Genomic DNA, 16,369 nt, shown 5'->3' on the forward strand with positions numbered 1-16,369 from the left:
CATGCGCCCAGGGAATGGCCCCTCCTCCGACCCGGAACACCCCCGTGTTGCAAAATCGCTAAAATATGACGACAAGAGCTGAAGTCCTTCGGGCCGCCAATTCTCGCTGCCGAGCGGCCCAGTCAACGCAAGAGACCAAAAGCAAGCCACGACCATGGCCAACGACCGCCTCGAACGCTTCGCCCACAATCTCGACTGGAATCTGCTGCGCACCTTCGTCGTGCTTGTCGAGGAAGGCAGCATTACCGCAGCGGCAAACCGGCTGCTTCTGCAGCAGCCGGCCGTCAGCATGGCGCTGAAACGATTGGAGCAAACGGTTGGCCAGAAACTCATCGACCGGCGTCCCGGGCGCTTCAACCTGACGGACGCCGGCGCCCGTCTGCACGCTCAATGCCGCGACATCTTCGCCGCCGTCATACGCCTGCCGAACGTTCTGGAAACCGCCGGCGAGGAAATCACCGGCCACCTCAACATCCATTCCGTCAGTCACGCCCACAATCCTGCCTGGGACCGCAAGCTCGAAAGCTTCTTTCGGCTGCACCCGAAAGTGACGCTGTCGGTCACCATCGCGACGACTGTCGACGTACTGAGCGCGGTCGAGCGCAACGTTGCGACGATGGGCCTTTGCGACGGCAACATACCCGACTGGCTCAACAAGCGCTTCCACGTGCGCGAGCGCTATGCCCTCTATTGCGGGCGAAGTCATCCGCTGTTCGGCGTCGACGGCATCGACTTCAACGACCTCAGGGGCAATCCCTATATCGCCTTCATCGCCGACGTGCTGGGCGGCCAGCACATGAACTCGGTGACGGCGGTGCGCGCAATCGGCTCCTTCGGTCAGCAGGTCCGCGCCGTTTCCTGCAACGTCGAAGAGGTCATGCGGCTGATCGCCTCCAATGTCGGCATCGGCATGTTGCCCGATCACCTGGCGGCGCCGGCCGCGGCGGAGGGCCAACTTTGGCAGTTGCCGCCCTACACAGACCTGCCGACGACCGACGTCTTCCGCATCTCCAACCCCAACGCGATCCTCAATCCGGCTGAAGCCGCGTTTCTGGCCCATGTCGCCGACACGGAGCCACTCGACCACTGCGTCGATGAGATCGTCTGACTATCATCAGAATTGATAGCCACCTTTCCGGTTATAAATTTGAACGCAGATGGCAGCTTGCCTATGGTCTCGCCCACAACCAACGGAGGCGGGACATGCGCGAATACGATGTGGCAATCATTGGCGGCGGCATCGCCGGACTGTCGCTCGCCTATTTCCTGGCGCCACATCGCTCCGTCGTGGTGATCGAGCGGGAGGAAGGGCTCGGCTACCACAGCACCGGACGCTCGGCAGCAGAGTTCGTGCTGCGCTACAACGCGCCCGACGTTTGTGCGCTCGCGACCATATCCAAGTCCTTTTTCGACAATCCGCCCGAAGGATTCTCAGAGGTGGCGCTGCTCAAGCAGCGCGGCGGCGTCATGATCGCCAATGCCGAGAAGGTTGACCGCTTCGAGGAGGTCCTCCGGGCGGAACACCGCGCCAATCCTGAAATCCAGAGGCTGACCGTCGACGAGGTGATCGCGCGCGTGCCAATCCTTCGGCCGGACTATGTTGCCGCCGCCTACTACGATCCGCATTTCTGGGACATCGAGGTGGAAAACCTCGTGCAAGGCTATGTCCGGGGCGCGCGCCGCCATGGTGCGGCGATCATCGAGCGCTCGGACGTGCTGGCACCGCGCCGCGATGGCGACCGCTGGGTGCTGATGACGAGTGCTGGTGATGTCAGCGCACAGACGATCGTCAACGCCGCCGGCGGCTGGGCTGATCCGGTTGCCGACCTGTTCGGCGTTGCCCCCGTCGGCATCGTCCCACATCGCCGCACGGCGATCACCGTCGATCTTCCCGAAGGGATCGACGCGCTCACCTTGCCGGAAATCAACGAGATCGATGAAGACTTCTACATGAAGCCCGAGGGTGGGCGACTGCTCGCCTCGCCGGCCGACGCCACCCCTTGCGAGCCGGCCGACGTCCAGCCCGAGGAAATCGATGTCGCCTGGGCGGCGCATTATATCGAAGAGGCAACGACCGTCCCGGTTCGCCGCATCTTCAAGAGCTGGGCCGGCATGCGCAGCTTCTCACCCGACAAACTACCGGTCATCGGTTTTGCCCTCGACCGACCGGATTTCTTCTGGCTCGCCGGTCAGGGCGGCTATGGCATCTTGACCTCGCCCGCGCTTGGCGCCCTTGCCGCGAACCTCGTCATCGGCGCCACGGCGCCGGAAGGCTTTGACGCCGTCGGCCTCGACCCATCGAAATTCAGCCCGGCACGCTTCGAGAAGTACGGGATCGGTTCGTCGTCGGTCACGAGCCGATCGCCAGCAACCGGCGACGGCCGGCCGGATCACTTGCGCGCCAGGCTGAAGGAAAAATGGCTGCCGCGGTGATAGTCGAGCGCGTAGACCACCGGCAAGCCTGCCGCATTGAAACAGGTCTCGCGGATCAGCAGCGCCGGCCCGAAGTCGCGCAAATCGTTGCGCTCCACCACATCATCGGGAAGCATGACGGCAGAGACGATCGCAGCCGACATCCTGGGCCTGCTCCTGTGCTGATCCAAAAGATCGAGCAGTGAGCCGGTCCAATCGACATCATAGAGGCGCAACGGGATGATGCTGCGCGGGATGAAGTCGACGCAATAGAGGATCGGCTCGTCCTTGTGCAGCCGCAGCCGTTCGAGGCGGATCACCCGCTCGCCCGGCTGGAGCCGCAATTGCTCCGCCGTGATCGCATCAGGTGTTTCTTCCGCTACGGAGAGAACCTTGTTGGCCGTGGCGTAGCCATAGTGCCGGGCCATGTCAGTGACGCTTTCAAAGACGGTGATCGGGCGATCGACCCTGACGGCGGACATGGCCGAGACGAAGCGTCCCCGCCCGTGCTCGACATAGATGATGCTGTCCTGCTCGAGCAGCTTCAGCGCTTCGCGCAGCGCCGGACGCGAGATCTTGAAGCGCTGTGTCAACTGCGCCTCGGTCGGCAATTTGTCGCCGGGATTGAGCCCTTCGTCGCGAATCAGATCCGCGATGCGGTCGCGAAGCTGAATCACCAGTGTGCGCGTATCACGAAGGGGTTCGTCCAATTCCTCTCACTCCGCTGAACAATCACAAGCACGTTCTTGTCTGACAAATCCTGGAAGGTCAAGTGCGCCCAGTTCGCCCGGGTTATCGACGCTTCTCCGCGCCCATCACGATGTGCAGCGGTGCCGGCGAGATATCGCCGGAGACATCTCCCTTGACACCGCCTCGCATTGTTGTCAGTTGTCTTACAACAGTGAAGAGAACGGCGGACACCAAGACCGTCGGCCGAGGCAACCACCGGGAAAACGTGTCATGCTGAACTTTGACGAACACAGATTTCTTCGCATCCAGTCGGGCGCGGTCGCGCTGCGCCAACAACTAGACGCCACGATCGCGGCCTGTCTCGCCGCCGGAGCGGAGAACATCTTCTTCACGGGAACCGGCGGCGCCGCCATCCTGATGCAGCCGGCCGCCCAGCTCCTTCAACGCCGGTCCCGCTTTCCCACCTTTATCGACCTGCCGGCAGAACTCGTCCTTTCCGGATCGGCGAACCTGAATTCCAGGTCCATCGTCGTCATTCCCTCCCTGTCCGGAACGACGAAAGAAAGCGTGGCGATGCTCGAGAAGGCAAAGGCGGTTGGCGCGACCGTCTTGACGCTCGTCGGGCATCGGGACACACCGCTCGGCCAAGGCGGCGACCACGTTTTCGTCAACTTCGCCGAAGACGACACCTCCTGCGAATCCTTCTATCTGCAATCGCTCTTCATCGCACTTTCGATCATCCGCCACCGCGGGGAACTCGAAGGTTACGAGCGGATCGCGAGCGAACTCGAAACCCTGCCGCAATCGCTGCAGAAGGTGAAGCGCGGCTTCGAAGCCAGGGCGGAGGAATTCGCGAAGGTTCTTGCCGGTTCGAACTATCACATCATCACCGGCGCCGGTAACGCGTGGCCGGAGGCCTTCTACTACGGCATGTGCATTCTCGAGGAGATGCAATGGATCCGTACCCGTCCGGTGCATGCTTCCGACTTCTTCCATGGTACGCTCGAACTGGTTGAACAGGACGTCAGCGTCATCCTGTTCAAGGGCGAAGATGCGATGCGTCCCCTTGCCGAGCGCGTTCAGAACTTCGTGCCGAACTACACAAGCAAGCTGACCGTCCTCGACACCGCGGAGTTTACCCTCCCCGGGCTTTCTCCCGACGTGCGTGGTCTCGTCTCACCGATCGTGCTTGCAACCGTGCTCGAGCGCATCAGCGCTCATCTGGAGGTGATGCGCAATCACCCTCTGACGACGCGGCGCTACTACAAACGCGTTGCCTACTGAGCATTCGAGACGTAATCGTTCGCCTACAGCGCCGCGCGTCTTAGCAGACGCGCAAAGGTCGCTGTAGGACTTTGATTTGCTGCATGTCTTCGTCCTCAAATCGGGGTCGATTTAAGGAGACATGCAGAGCGGTCGCGGATGCGAGAACGCGTTCGCGACCTTTCCATGCGGCTGCCAGGAGACGCCATGACCACCTTCCGCCTTGCCGCCGTCGGCGACAATTGCATCGACCGTTTCCAGGCGCCGGTGGGCGAAACCTATGTCGGCGGCAACGCGATCAATGTCGCGGTGCAGTGGGCGCTTCTTGGGCAGCAGTCATTCTACTTCGGCGCCGTCGGCCTTGATCGCAACGGCGCGCAAGTGCGGCAGCTTCTTAAGCAGAACGGCGTGCGGCTCGACGGCCTCAAGGAGCGCGACGTCCACACCGCCTATACCGACATCGGCATCACGCCGGAGGGCGACCGCGTCTTCCTTTATGAGGATTTCGGCGCCTGCGCCGGTTACCGACCCGAGGCAGACGACCTCGCCCTCCTGAAGACCATGGATCACGTGCATATCGGCTGGCTCGACGACGGTGGCGCGCTGCGCAAGAGCCTTGCCGCCGCCGGCGTCAGTGTCTCGCAAGACGTCTCCGTCAATGCCGCCCCTGCCGACCTTGGCGTAGAGGGGCTCAGCATCGCCTTTGGGTCAGGCGGCGACGGCGATAAAGACGCGGAACGATTGGCCGGAGATTTCCTCTCTCGCAGTGCGGAGTTGGCCGTCGTCACGCGAGGCGCCCTGGGGTCGCTCGCAAGCGACGGCGCCGAACTGGTATCGACCGGCAGCCGTCCGGTGGATGTCGTCGATACCACAGGCGCAGGCGACAGCTTTATCGCCGGGTTCATTCTCGCTCATCTCGAAGGCCGCCCGCTCATCGAACGGCTGGAGGCCGGGCGCGACCTTGCTGCGCGCACCTGCACCCATGTCGGCGGGTTTCCGCAGCAACCGCACCCGCTTTGACGCAATTCGCCCCCCTACCCGGCCCGGTTCAACACCGGGCCGGGTATATGGCGGGCGCCTTCAATCTTTTCACCGCAAGGAATTAGCGCGCTCTGTACTCAGCGCACATCGAAGCGCCCGAAGCGGGCTTCGACACGCGACTGCAGGTATTCGAGGCCGATCGAGAGGATCCAGTAGATCATCGAGGCGGTGATCAGCATCTCGATGTGGCGGAACTCGGTCTGGCCCTGGGTGCGGGCGAGATACATGATCTCCCAGACTCCGACGACGGAAACGAGCGAGGAGTCCTTCAGCATGGCGATGAACTGGTTGCCGGTCGGCGGGATGATGACCCGCATCGCCTGCGGCATGATCACCAGCGCCATCGTCTGGCTCGGGCTGAGGCCAAGCGCGGTCGCGCCTTCCGTCTGGCCGCGCGGAATGCTCTCGATGCCGGCGCGGAAGATCTCGGTCATATAGGCGCCATAGCACAGCGACAGCGCCAGGATGCCCGCCGGCACCGCACCGATGACGTAGCCGACCTGCGGCAGGCCGAGATAGATGATGTAGATCTGCATCAACAACGGCAGGCCGCGGAACAGCGAGGTGTAGAACGTGGCCAGCCCATAGACCACGCCGTTCTTCGACAGCTTGGCAATGGCGCCGACGAGCGCAATCAGCGTGGCGATCGCGATCGAGAGCACCGAGATGTAGAGCGTCGTGACGACGCCTTGCGAGACCAGGTAGCCGATCTTCTTGGCGATGAAGGCGAAGGACAGATCGAACGAATAGAAGAACAGCATCAACAGCACGAAGAGTTCGACCCAGACGCCGATCACCTGTCCGCCTTGCGGCAATTGCCGCAAGGCCTTCCAGTTCGCCGCCGCGATCAGGGCGACCATCAAGGCACTCGTCAGCCGGCCGAGCGCCGGGTTGGCTTCCAGCCAGCCGGCCGAGGTCGGCAGCAGATGGCCGATCCAGGCAGGGCTGATGCCGAGCCCGTAGATCGCCAGCGTGACGAGCGCCAGCATCAGAAACATGCCGGACCGTCGCGCGACATCCGGATAAGTCAGTATCAGACGACCAATCATCTCAAAATCTCCGGCGTTCAGGCCGCGCGCTCGCGCCACCAGTCCTGTGCCTGCAGTTTCCAGTAGGTGAGTTGCGCCACCGCCAGCCCGGCATAACCACCGGCCCAGACCAGACCGAACGGCCGGAAAAGCTTGTAGCGGTCGGACTGGCCGAGAATGCCTTCGGCCACCAGCTTGCCGCCGATCGCCGTCGTGTTGAGCCCGTGGCCGCCAAAGGCGGTGCAATGCCAGACTCCCGGCCGCATCTCGCCGATCTGGGGCATCAGGTGGCGGGCGTAGGACATCAGCCCCGACCAGGCGAGTTCGGTCTTGAGTTCCTTGAGCTGCGGATAGGTGCCGGTCATCTCGCGCCGCAGTTCGCCGGCAAGGGCCGCGGGCGACGCCGCCCGCGTGGTGATCCGCCCACCCCAGAGCAGCCGCTTGCCGCCATCCACCAGCCGGTAATAGTCGCCGGCGCGGCGGTTGTCGCCGATCGCGTCGCTGGTGGCGATGGCCGAGCGGATCAGATCCGGCGCCGCCTCGCTCAGCATCACGTAGGTTGCGATCGGCAGGAAGGCGCGCTTCAGCCGGCCGTTGAGCGGCCCGGTGTAGCCACCGGTCGTGAAGACGACCTGGCGTGCCTTGACGCGACCACGGGCCGTCGACACCGTCTTTTCTGCACCGTCGAGCATGCTTGCCGTTGCCGCCGAGCCCTCATAGATCCGCCCACCCAGCCGCTCGATCTCCTCCGCAACGGCGCGAAGGTAGTTGAGCGGGTGCATGTGGAAGGCTCGGGGATCGCGCAGACCCTGAAAATAGCGTTTCGACTTCAATACGGAGCGCACGCGCTCGGTGTCGAAATATTCCAGTTCGTATCCGTAGTCTTGGCGCGTCGCGTCGGCATGTGCCTTCAAGCTGCCACCGTCGTCGTAGCGCAGCACGCTGGTGATGCCGGGCTGCGCATGGGCGCTATCGATCTTCAGTGCCGCAATCGTATCGCGAACGAAATCGACGCCTTCGATCGACAGCCGATGGATCTGCCGTGCACCTTCTGCACCGGCCATCCGCGCGATATTCTCGCCACCAGTCGCAAATCCGGGGCTGACAAAGCCGCCATTTCGACCGGAAGCCCCGAAGCCGACGCTTTCGGCTTCGAGCACGACGACCGATTGTCCGGCGCGTGCAAGCTGAAGCGCCGTTGTCAGACCGGCAAGCCCGCCTCCGACGACGACCGTGTCACATTCGATCGTTTCCGAAAGGACTGGTCTGACCTGACGATCGACCATCGTCTTTTTGTAATAGGTATCCGGATAGGACATTTTCTCTCGCCCCGCAGACAGCGATTAAGGGTTGCGGGCGGCACGGCTGCCGCCTCGCAGACGTGTCGAGGTCAATCGGCGCTGTAGTCCTTGCCGTACCATTTGGTGGTAAAGCTCGCGAGCGTGCCGTCCTTCTTCATCTCCGCGATGACGTCGCCGATCTTTTTCGTCCACTCCGGATCGGTCTTTTCCGCGATCACGACGAGCGGCTCCTTGAACGCGTATTCGCCTTCAAGCACCTTGAGCGGATACCCGTTCTTGATCGCATTCAGTGCGGTCTGTTCCGGCGCGATGACAGCATCGAGGCGCACGCCATTGCCGAGGCGCAGGTCGTCAAAGGGAAGCATGGAGTCGGCGAAGGTGCGGATCTCGCCCGGTTCCAGCTTGTATTCGATCGGCGGCAGCCCCGGAGCATCGATTTCCAACTGCCGGCGAATGAAGTCTTCCGATGTGGTGGCGGTTTCAACGCCGACGACCTTGCCGTTCAGATCGGCGATCGACTTCGCCTCGCTGTCCTTGTGCAGCACGTAGACATAGGGGCTGTAGTAGTAGATGCCGGCAAAATCGATGACCTGGGCGCGTGCCTTGGTGGGGGTGACGGAGCCGACGCCGACGTCATAACGCCCCTGCCAGCGGCCGCCGGTCAACGTGGCCCAGTCCGGCGTCTCGAAGCTGACCTCGACGCCGAGGCGCTTGCCGATCTCCCGGGAGACGTCGATGTCGAAGCCCACCAGCTGGTTGCTGTCGTCGAGATAGCTCTGCGGCGGCCACCCGCTGTTGGTGGCAACCACCATGGCCTTCTTGCTCATGACCCGGTCGAGCGTCTCGCCTGCCTGTGCGGCTGTGGCAAGCGCCAGCGCGGCAGCGCCGACGGCGAGCTTTAGAACCAGTTTCCTCACGCGATCCTCCTGTTTGAACGTCAGCAATGGTTCCCAATTATGTAAGATGTCTGACAACATAAGTTAGAAAAGATCGATAAAGATGAGTCAAGGGCGGAAGCACGCTCACTCCATGAAACGAAGTGATGGGACCATGCGTCTGCGTGATGAATGAGCCAACGAAGCGCGTTCCAGCACCGAGGTGCGGTCATGCCGGCAGCAAGCACCGGACCACCGCCATTTCCGACTTCGGCCATGCGTGCAAAAGCCATCGACCTCGCCGAGCCGATTGAAGCCTTCGGCGAAACCTGACAGGAATACGTCCGGGAGGACGGTCCATGTATTACGCGATCTTGGCTTATCATACGGCAGGTGTGGTCGAATCGTGGAGCAAGGAGGAGGACGCGGCCTTGATGTCCGACCTGCTCCAGGTTCACGATCGCTTCGTTCAACAGAAATCCTTTGGCCCGGCCGCGCGGCTCGGCCCCGTGGAAGGCGCGGTGACGCTGAGGGGCAAGGGCGAAGGCATCGTCACCGACGGCCCTTTCGCCGAAACCAAGGAGCAGCTCTTGGGCCTTTACGTCGTGGACTTCCCGACGATCGAGGCAGCCATCGCGGCAGCGCGCGAGTTGCGACGCAGTAATCCGACGGCGATCTACGAGATCCGGCCGATTGCGCTCTATATTCCCGGAACGACTTTGGAACCTGGCCCGTAGCGCCGCCAGGCTTTCTGGCCTCCGGCCTTAAAACTGCATGTCTCCTCTAATCGACCTCGATTTAAGGACAAAGACATGCAGTAAATCAAAGTGCTACAGCGCCGAGTAGACTTCGAGGCAGCGCGCGGCACGGGGAAAGTCGCTGCATTTCCTTTACCAGCCACAACCTGCCCGGCGTCGTGGCATCGGCGGCTTGCCGCACTCGCAGTCAACATCGCCCGCTTCGGCAGCTCCATGCGGACCAAGCCGAAGCGCCCATTTGAGCCTCGGCCTTCTTGCGCGGAACAAATGGATTTGCCTCGCCGTTGGGCTTTGAACCGGCCGGCAGACATGCGCAGAAACAGAACAGGAAGTCTCCTATGGCCCGCACGATCAAAGCTGAGAAGGCCCAGAAGATTAACCTCATGTTGAGCCAGGCCGTCACGGCGATGCGCGTTAACGAAAGGTTGCTATGCGAATTGTTACGGTGGACCGACAGTATGACCTCTTTGATCGCGACGCATGAAGCGCTCGAATATCTTCATCATCTCGCCGCGGAGATCCATGAGACGGGGACGAACGGCCCCGCGGCCGAAAATGTCGGTGAGGTGCAAGCGCCATCTCCCAGCTACCCACGTTCCGCCTCCATGACTTAGACCGTCGCCTGGCTCATGAGCCTGCATTGAAGGGTGCGAGCGGCATCGAGGGTTCATGAGCGGCCGTCCGGAACGCACGAAGACTCGCGATCCGGAACAAACCTCAAGTTTGAAGGTTCGGTCGGCGTTAAAAGGGAGACCGCGATGAAAGAACCACGTACGGGCAGGCCCGGTACGACGGACCAGTCACCACGTTGGGAAGGGCCTAAGGAAACGCGACCTCGCGGCTATTTGCCGCCGACCGACGATCCCGAGGAGGACCGGGATGCCGTTGGTGAGAACCTGAAGGACCCGCACCGCGGCAAACTGTCGGATGCGGGTAAGACCAAGGGTGATTGAGACGGACAGGAGATGAAACTCGTCTGTTAACGGCCGACGCTCGAGCTGACTTCCTCGGAGACAGTGACTGAGTCCGATAGCTTCCCTGGCGCGTTAATGAGAGCATCGACCTACGGAGAACACGGAGTGAATCACTTTCTCTTTCAGATGGCTGATTTTCTATCTCGTCCTCCCGGCTTTTATTTCGTGATTCTGGCGATGGCTGGCAGCACCGCCCTGGTGCCTTTCGGCCTCACAGACGTCGTCACCTATGCTCTGTCGGTCGCAGCGATCGTGATCACCAGCGTCGTTCTGATCCAAGGCTATCGCGACACGGCGGCAATCCACGCCAAGCTCGACGAAATCATCGTATCAATGCATGAAACCCGAAACGGGGTGGTCGGCCTCGAGCATGAACAGCCGGAGCGCATCACGGCAGCGGTCGAGCAACTCGAAGCGGAAGCTGACGAGCAAGACGGAGCCACTCACCAGGCTCCCGTGTGAGGGACTTCGCGTATGCACCAGCGGCACTTGTGCAGCTTCGCGCCTTGGCACCCTCGTGCGGTGGCGACGATTGTATGATCCGGGAGGGATTCCCGCCAGGCTGTGAACTGTAACAGAACTTACAACAAACTGACATTTCGCTTTCATGAAGCGCCGATATGGCAGGTGTCATACCGATGACCGGTCTCCCCGCGAGAGGACCTGCTAGAAATGTTTCAGTTGAAGAGTGTAACCCGCCAATTCGGCAAGAAGACAGCCGTGAGTTCGGTTACCTTCGACATCCCCGAGGGTCAGATGGTCGGCGTGATCGGCCGCTCGGGCGCCGGCAAGTCGACCCTCCTGCGCATGATCAATCGTCTCGCCGATTTGTCGTCGGGCTCGATCGTCTATGACGGTACCGAAGTCTCGTCGCTACGCGGTGCAGCACTTCGCAACTGGCAGCGCGACTGCGCGATGATCTTCCAACAATTCAACCTGGTGCCGCGCCTCGACGTGCTCACCAACGTCCTGCTCGGCCGCCTCAATCACCGCTCGACGGTCTTGAGCATCCTCAACATGTTCACCCGCGAAGAACGCATCATGGCGATCGGCGCGCTCGAACGCCTTGGCATCGAGCAGACTGCGCTCCAGCCCGCAGGCACGCTCTCCGGCGGCCAGCAGCAGCGTGTCGCGATCGCTCGCGCCCTCATGCAGCAGCCGAAGGTGCTGCTCGCCGACGAGCCGATCGCCTCGCTCGATCCGCTGAATGCCAAGATCGTCATGGATGCGCTTCGCGACATCAACGAGCGTGACGGCATCACGGTCATCACCAACCTTCATACGCTCGATACCGCGCGCAATTATTGCGAACGTATCATCGGCATGGCGCACGGCCGCGTCGTCTTCGACGGCCAACCCAAGGATCTGACCGCGGCAGCGGTTGCCGAAATCTATGGCGCCGATACGGGCATCGAGGAATCGATGACCTCCACCAGCATCAACATTCCGGCGGCCGAGCCGCAGGAAGAAACGGCATCGGCCGGCCTCAAGCCGCTGGCACTGGCCGGCATCTGAGCCCGCCAGGATCGAAAGCCCGCGTCAAGGGCACCTCTTTGAAACCGAATAGGATCCGGCCGAGCCGGACATACGGGAGAACCTTATGCTGAAGAAAGCTCTTCTGGGCGCCGTCGCGCTCCTCGCCCTCGTCGGCCACGCTCAGGCCGAAGACCTCAAGGAATTCCGCATCGGCATCCTCGGCGGCGAGAACGAAGCTGACCGCCTGCGCAACTTCCAGTGCCTCGTCGACAAGCTGCCGGCCGCCATCGGCGTCGAGAAGGTCTCGCTGTTCCCGGCCGCCGACTATGACGGCGTCATCCAGGGCCTGCTCGGCGGCACGCTCGACTACGCCGAACTCGGCGCTTCCGGCTACGCCAAGGTCTACCTCGCCAAGGCTGACGCCGTCGAGCCGATCCTGACGACCGTCCAGACCGACGGTTCGACCGGCTACCACTCGATCATGGTTGCCCGCAAGGATTCCGGCATCACCAAGCTCGAAGACCTGAAGGGCAAGAAGCTCGGCTTTGCCGATCCGGACTCCACCTCGGGTTACCTCGTTCCGCTCGTCACCCTGCCGGAAGCGATCGGCGCTCCGGTCAAGGAATTCTTCGGTGAGACCGGCTTCGGCGGCGGTCACGAAAACCTCGTTCTCGAAGTCGTCAAGGGCACCTTCGATGCCGGCACGACCTTCGGCTCGGGCGTTGGCGAATTCAAGGACGGCTACACCTCCGGCAACCTGAAGAAGATGGTCGACAAGGGCATCCTCGACATGAACGACCTCGTCGAGCTCTGGAAGTCGCCGCTGATCCCGAACGGCCCGATCGTTGTCCGCACCTCGATGAACGACGACATGAAGGCAAAGTTCAAGCAGTTCATGATGGACCTGCCGAAGACCGACGCCGCTTGCTTCTCGGCCATCCAGGGCGGTGATTTCACCGGCTACACCGAAGTCAACTCCGACTTCTACAAGCCGATCATCGACGCCCGCAAGGCGACAATCGGCGGCTGATAGGCCGCATCTCCCGGGAACGCTGGCCGCCCAAACGGCCAGCGTTTCACTGTTTGAAGGGGTGTCCGGCACCTGTCCCGACTGCATGTCTCCGCGGCGCGCTGCAGAGCATGTCTATCGCTTATCACGCATTTCCCGACGGAAAGCCGCTTCGCGCTTTCCAGGAAATGCCTAAGAGGCCGGTGTAAGCCGGAATGATCATGGCAACTTCCCTGCTCCCGCGGCATCTGAGCGACAACGGCGCCGTCATCGAGCGCCATTGGCAGGAACTCAGTTCCCGCCGCCGTCTCTATTCCTGGCTCGGCTTCGCCCTTCTCTTCCTGACGCACTCGGGTTCGCTCTGGTTCGCCAACGATTCCAACGCCGGCAAGTTCTTCGATCGCCTGCCGCATTTCTTCGACTTCGTCGGCGATCTCGCACCGCGTGACGGCCTGGAAATCTTCCGCGCCATGTTAGACCTACCCTCGCCCTATGACGACGGCAGCTTCAAGTACAACTACCCCGAAGGCCGGCTGTACCTGACCGACAGCTTCTACATCCCCGAATATTTCCACAAGATGCTGGAGACCGTGAACATCGCGATCTTCTCGACAGTCATCGGCACGGCGCTCGGCTTCGTGCTCTGCTTCCTTGCCGCGCGCAACCTGATGCCCAATCCGTGGATACGCGGCGCCGTTCGCCGCTTCATGGAGATCCTGCGCGCCTTTCCGGAAGTGGTGATTGCCGGCTTCTTCCTGGCGATCCTCTCGCTCGGGCCCATTCCCGCGATCGCCGCGGTCTCGATCCACACGATCGGCGCGCTCGGCAAGCTTTTTTACGAAGTGGTCGAAAACGCCGACATGAAACCGGACGAAGGCCTGCGTGCCACAGGCGGCAACTGGATCGAGCGCGTCTGGTTCGGCATGGTGCCGCAGGTGCTGCCCAACTTCACCAGCTATTTCCTGCTGCGGCTCGAAATCAACGTGCGCGCCTCGACCATCATCGGCGCCGTTGGTGGCGGCGGCATCGGTGAGCTTTTGCGCCTTTCGATCGGCCAGGGTCATCAGGCCAAGACGCTGGCGATCGTCATCCTGCTGTTCGCGACCATTTTCGCCGTCGACCAGTTTTCCGCTTGGCTTCGCCGCCGCCTCGTCGGCGAGCAGGCATTCCAGCTTGCCCAATAGGTGCGCGCCATGACCACGACCACACGACTGAGCCCGATGGAGATGGATGCGATCGCGACCCGCCATCCCGAGCTCCTGAAATCCTCGACCTCCAAGCGGGTACGCACGGCAGCGATCGCCGGCGGCGTCATCGTTTATCTCGTCTTCAGCTGGTGGTTCTTTTCGATCGGCCAGGTGCTCGGCAACGCGAATTGGGGCATTGCCGGCACCTATCTCGCCGACTGGGTTTCTTACGAAGTGCGTCCGCAAATCCACATCGCTTCCGACCGGACGATGAGCCTCAACTATCAGCGCAATTCGCCGCTTGGCCCCAATCCCAAGCCAGACTGGGTGGAACTCGACAAGGAGACGATGACGCGGCGCGTTGAAATACCGGCGTCGACGACGCAGGTGGCCAAGCCGAAAGCAAGCTCGTCCTTCAGCTTCATGGCGCCGGGCTCGGCCCTTGGCCGCGGCTCAACAGCCGAGGCGCAGAACCGCGTCGAAACCCGCACGGAAGAGGTGCTGACGCGCGTCGTCGTGACCTACGACCGCTCGACCAAGATCGAGATCGCCGACGGTCTGGTGAAGGCGACCCATGGCGGCGAGACGCTGACGATGGCCGTCGACGGCGCCGACACGGTGACACCGCAAGGCGCTTTGCCGTCCTGGGCGACGCAGAAGCGTCCCGGCGAAAAGATCGTCCTAGCCTTTGGCGCCACCGGCTGGGCCGAAGTCGAAGGCGACGAGGTCTCGGTGCGCAATCGGTTCTTCGGTTGGGCGAATTTCCTCTTCGACACCAACTCGCCCTTCTTCGGCAGGAGCTATGGCGAGGTCGCCTCGCTGATCACCTCCGGCGAGCGCATCGATCCGGCCCGCTCGAACCTTTCGCTTGCCTGGAACAACATTCTCTACAATGCCGAATGGCAGCACCTGGACGTCTGGACGAAGCTCCTACAGACCATCGTCATGGCCTTCGTCGGCACGCTCTCTGCGTCGCTGATCGCCTTCCCGCTCTGCTTCCTGGCCGCCCGCAACATCACGCCGAACTTCATGGCCAACCAGTTGGCCAAGCGCTTCTTCGACTTCCTGCGGTCGGTCGACATGTTCATCTGGGCGCTGTTCTTCACCCGTGCCTTCGGCCCCGGACCGCTTGCCGGTATCTCGGCGATTTTCTTCACCGACACCGGCACGCTGGGCAAGCTTTACTCCGAGGCGCTTGAGAACATCGACGACAAGCAGCGCGAGGGCGTCAAGTCGGTGGGTGCCGCGCCGCTTGCCGTACAGCGCTTCGGCGTGCTGCCGCAGGTGCTGCCGGTCTTTGCCAGCCAGGCGCTCTATTTCTGGGAATCGAACACCCGTTCGGCGACCATCATCGGCGCTGTCGGCGCGGGCGGTATCGGTCTCAAGCTCTGGGAAGCGATGCGCACCAATTCCGATTGGGAAAATGTCGCCTACATGGTGCTTCTGATCTTGCTGGTTGTCTTTATTTTCGACAGCATCTCGAACGCGTGCCGTTCGCGCCTGATGGGGCGCAAGGCACATTGACGACAAGCGAGCATTGCGCGCCCGCCATCATGATGTTGTCATGATCGGTTAGCTGCGCATCGCATCCCGCAAACACTCGACCCGCCGCCCTGGCGGGCCGGTCGCTACAAGAAAGTGAAGACCGTGCGTTATGCAATCTACTTCGCGCCGCCGGCAGACGACCGGCTGTCGCAGGTCGCGTCCCGTTGGCTCGGCCGTGATGCCTTTACCGGCCAGGCCCTCGATACCCCGCCGGTCGCTGGCCTCGACAAGGACACGCAGCGCGCACTGACAGCCGACCCGCGCCGCTACGGTTTCCATGGCACGCTGAAGGCTCCGTTCGAGCTTGCGGAAGGCCGCGACGAGGACGAATTGCTCAACATCTTCGAATGCTTTGCAGCCGATCTCGATCCCTTCGAAATCCCTGAAATCGCCCTCTACCAGCTCGGTCCGTTCTTTGCCCTGGTGCCGTCCGTCCCTTGCGCCGAACTGCAGGATCTGGCCGAAGATGCCGTTCACCGCTTCGACCCGTTCCGTGCCCCCCTTTCGGAGGCGGACTTTGCCCGGCGCAAGCCGGAGAGCCTTCCGGAGCGCCAAAGGCGCTACCTGAGGGAATGGGGCTATCCCTATGTATTCGAAGAATTTCAGTTCCATCTGACTTTGACCGGTCCCGTGCCCGGCGAGACGAGCAGCGTCATGCGCTTGGCACTGGAAACCACCTTTGCCGAGCACATCGGAAAGCCGCTTCACGTTACGTCAGTCGCGCTCTTCGTCGAACCGGAGCGCGGCGCCCCCTTTACTGTCCGCTCGCTGCTGCCGCTCGGCAGCGACACCCAACGAAAGATTGCATGA

The 16,369-nt window shown here is 62.1% G+C and carries 17 protein-coding genes; 13 read left to right on the forward strand and 4 right to left on the reverse strand.

Going from position 1 to position 16,369, the window contains the following annotated elements:
- The first annotated feature begins 154 nt into the window (after positions 1-154).
- Both AC0C6X_RS06190 and AC0C6X_RS06195 read left to right on the forward strand, forming a co-directional pair.
- Positions 155-1,108, forward strand: coding sequence for a LysR family transcriptional regulator (locus AC0C6X_RS06190; RefSeq protein WP_472952240.1), 954 nt, complete (start codon positions 155-157; stop codon positions 1,106-1,108).
- A 95-nt stretch (positions 1,109-1,203) separates the two neighbouring features.
- Positions 1,204-2,433 (forward strand): NAD(P)/FAD-dependent oxidoreductase, encoded by a 1,230-nt coding sequence (locus AC0C6X_RS06195; protein ID WP_472952241.1) that lies wholly within the window; start codon positions 1,204-1,206, stop codon positions 2,431-2,433.
- Here the strand turns inward: AC0C6X_RS06195 and AC0C6X_RS06200 are convergent.
- Entirely contained in the window at positions 2,391-3,122 is a 732-nt protein-coding gene (locus AC0C6X_RS06200; protein ID WP_173518588.1) for a GntR family transcriptional regulator, read from the reverse strand. The genes AC0C6X_RS06195 and AC0C6X_RS06200 overlap by 43 nt on opposite strands.
- A gap of 250 nt (positions 3,123-3,372) precedes the next feature.
- Here AC0C6X_RS06200 and AC0C6X_RS06205 point away from each other — a divergent pair, with 250 nt between their 5' ends.
- Both AC0C6X_RS06205 and AC0C6X_RS06210 read left to right on the forward strand, forming a co-directional pair.
- Positions 3,373-4,386, forward strand: coding sequence for an SIS domain-containing protein (locus AC0C6X_RS06205; RefSeq protein WP_247959624.1), 1,014 nt, complete (start codon positions 3,373-3,375; stop codon positions 4,384-4,386).
- Positions 4,387-4,572: 186 nt separating this feature from the next.
- Positions 4,573-5,385, forward strand: a complete 813-nt coding sequence (locus tag AC0C6X_RS06210) for a PfkB family carbohydrate kinase (RefSeq protein ID WP_247959623.1) — start codon at positions 4,573-4,575, stop codon at positions 5,383-5,385.
- Positions 5,386-5,483: 98 nt separating this feature from the next.
- On the opposite strand, the gene AC0C6X_RS06215 is transcribed toward AC0C6X_RS06210, so the two are convergent.
- The 3 genes from AC0C6X_RS06215 to AC0C6X_RS06225 form a co-directional block, all read right to left on the reverse strand.
- Positions 5,484-6,455 (reverse strand): amino acid ABC transporter permease, encoded by a 972-nt coding sequence (locus AC0C6X_RS06215; RefSeq protein WP_472952242.1) that lies wholly within the window; start codon positions 6,453-6,455, stop codon positions 5,484-5,486.
- A gap of 17 nt (positions 6,456-6,472) precedes the next feature.
- A complete protein-coding gene (locus AC0C6X_RS06220; protein WP_472952243.1) occupies positions 6,473-7,753 on the reverse strand; it encodes an NAD(P)/FAD-dependent oxidoreductase in 1,281 nt (426 codons plus the stop codon).
- Positions 7,754-7,824: 71 nt separating this feature from the next.
- The gene (locus tag AC0C6X_RS06225; RefSeq protein WP_247959621.1) at positions 7,825-8,652 is read right to left on the reverse strand and encodes a transporter substrate-binding domain-containing protein; all 828 of its coding nucleotides are present in this window, start codon (positions 8,650-8,652) and stop codon (positions 7,825-7,827) included.
- 317 nt (positions 8,653-8,969) lie between these two features.
- Between AC0C6X_RS06225 and AC0C6X_RS06230 the strand changes: the two genes are divergently transcribed.
- From AC0C6X_RS06230 to AC0C6X_RS06270, 9 genes are all read left to right on the forward strand, one after another.
- Positions 8,970-9,347: a YciI family protein gene (locus tag AC0C6X_RS06230; RefSeq protein ID WP_173518594.1), complete on the forward strand. Its 378-nt coding sequence runs from the start codon at positions 8,970-8,972 to the stop codon at positions 9,345-9,347.
- A 359-nt stretch (positions 9,348-9,706) separates the two neighbouring features.
- Positions 9,707-9,982, forward strand: a complete 276-nt coding sequence (locus AC0C6X_RS06235) for a hypothetical protein (RefSeq protein WP_472952244.1) — start codon at positions 9,707-9,709, stop codon at positions 9,980-9,982.
- 144 nt (positions 9,983-10,126) lie between these two features.
- Positions 10,127-10,321 (forward strand): hypothetical protein, encoded by a 195-nt coding sequence (locus tag AC0C6X_RS06240; protein ID WP_173518596.1) that lies wholly within the window; start codon positions 10,127-10,129, stop codon positions 10,319-10,321.
- A gap of 126 nt (positions 10,322-10,447) precedes the next feature.
- The gene (locus AC0C6X_RS06245) at positions 10,448-10,804 is read left to right on the forward strand and encodes a low affinity iron permease family protein (RefSeq protein ID WP_472952245.1); all 357 of its coding nucleotides are present in this window, start codon (positions 10,448-10,450) and stop codon (positions 10,802-10,804) included.
- Between the two features lie 210 nt (positions 10,805-11,014).
- A complete protein-coding gene (gene phnC / locus AC0C6X_RS06250; RefSeq protein WP_472952246.1) occupies positions 11,015-11,857 on the forward strand; it encodes a phosphonate ABC transporter ATP-binding protein in 843 nt (280 codons plus the stop codon).
- A gap of 85 nt (positions 11,858-11,942) precedes the next feature.
- The gene (gene phnD, locus AC0C6X_RS06255; RefSeq protein WP_173518599.1) at positions 11,943-12,848 is read left to right on the forward strand and encodes a phosphonate ABC transporter substrate-binding protein; all 906 of its coding nucleotides are present in this window, start codon (positions 11,943-11,945) and stop codon (positions 12,846-12,848) included.
- Positions 12,849-13,048: 200 nt separating this feature from the next.
- Positions 13,049-14,011 carry a phosphonate ABC transporter, permease protein PhnE gene (gene phnE, locus AC0C6X_RS06260; RefSeq protein ID WP_472952247.1) on the forward strand — a complete coding sequence of 321 codons (963 nt, stop codon included), beginning with the start codon at positions 13,049-13,051 and terminating at the stop codon, positions 14,009-14,011.
- Between the two features lie 9 nt (positions 14,012-14,020).
- Positions 14,021-15,538, forward strand: coding sequence for a phosphonate ABC transporter, permease protein PhnE (phnE, locus tag AC0C6X_RS06265; RefSeq protein ID WP_472952248.1), 1,518 nt, complete (start codon positions 14,021-14,023; stop codon positions 15,536-15,538).
- A 123-nt stretch (positions 15,539-15,661) separates the two neighbouring features.
- Complete coding sequence (locus AC0C6X_RS06270) at positions 15,662-16,369, forward strand: DUF1045 domain-containing protein (RefSeq protein ID WP_472952249.1); 708 nt, start codon at positions 15,662-15,664, stop codon at positions 16,367-16,369.

It is taken from the genome of Ensifer sp. VA4 (assembly GCF_055710065.1).

Coding starts and splice junctions, on each gene's coding strand:
- AC0C6X_RS06190 (WP_472952240.1), top strand. CDS start 155: ATGGCCAACGACCGCCTCGAACGCTTCGCCCACAATCTCGACTGGAAT.
- AC0C6X_RS06195 (WP_472952241.1), top strand. CDS start 1,204: ATGCGCGAATACGATGTGGCAATCATTGGCGGCGGCATCGCCGGACTG.
- AC0C6X_RS06205 (WP_247959624.1), top strand. CDS start 3,373: ATGCTGAACTTTGACGAACACAGATTTCTTCGCATCCAGTCGGGCGCG.
- AC0C6X_RS06210 (WP_247959623.1), top strand. CDS start 4,573: ATGACCACCTTCCGCCTTGCCGCCGTCGGCGACAATTGCATCGACCGT.
- AC0C6X_RS06215 (WP_472952242.1), bottom strand. CDS start 6,455: ATGATTGGTCGTCTGATACTGACTTATCCGGATGTCGCGCGACGGTCC.
- AC0C6X_RS06220 (WP_472952243.1), bottom strand. CDS start 7,753: ATGTCCTATCCGGATACCTATTACAAAAAGACGATGGTCGATCGTCAG.
- AC0C6X_RS06230 (WP_173518594.1), top strand. CDS start 8,970: ATGTATTACGCGATCTTGGCTTATCATACGGCAGGTGTGGTCGAATCG.
- AC0C6X_RS06235 (WP_472952244.1), top strand. CDS start 9,707: ATGGCCCGCACGATCAAAGCTGAGAAGGCCCAGAAGATTAACCTCATG.
- AC0C6X_RS06240 (WP_173518596.1), top strand. CDS start 10,127: ATGAAAGAACCACGTACGGGCAGGCCCGGTACGACGGACCAGTCACCA.
- phnC (WP_472952246.1), top strand. CDS start 11,015: ATGTTTCAGTTGAAGAGTGTAACCCGCCAATTCGGCAAGAAGACAGCC.
- phnD (WP_173518599.1), top strand. CDS start 11,943: ATGCTGAAGAAAGCTCTTCTGGGCGCCGTCGCGCTCCTCGCCCTCGTC.
- phnE (WP_472952247.1), top strand. CDS start 13,049: ATGGCAACTTCCCTGCTCCCGCGGCATCTGAGCGACAACGGCGCCGTC.
- phnE (WP_472952248.1), top strand. CDS start 14,021: ATGACCACGACCACACGACTGAGCCCGATGGAGATGGATGCGATCGCG.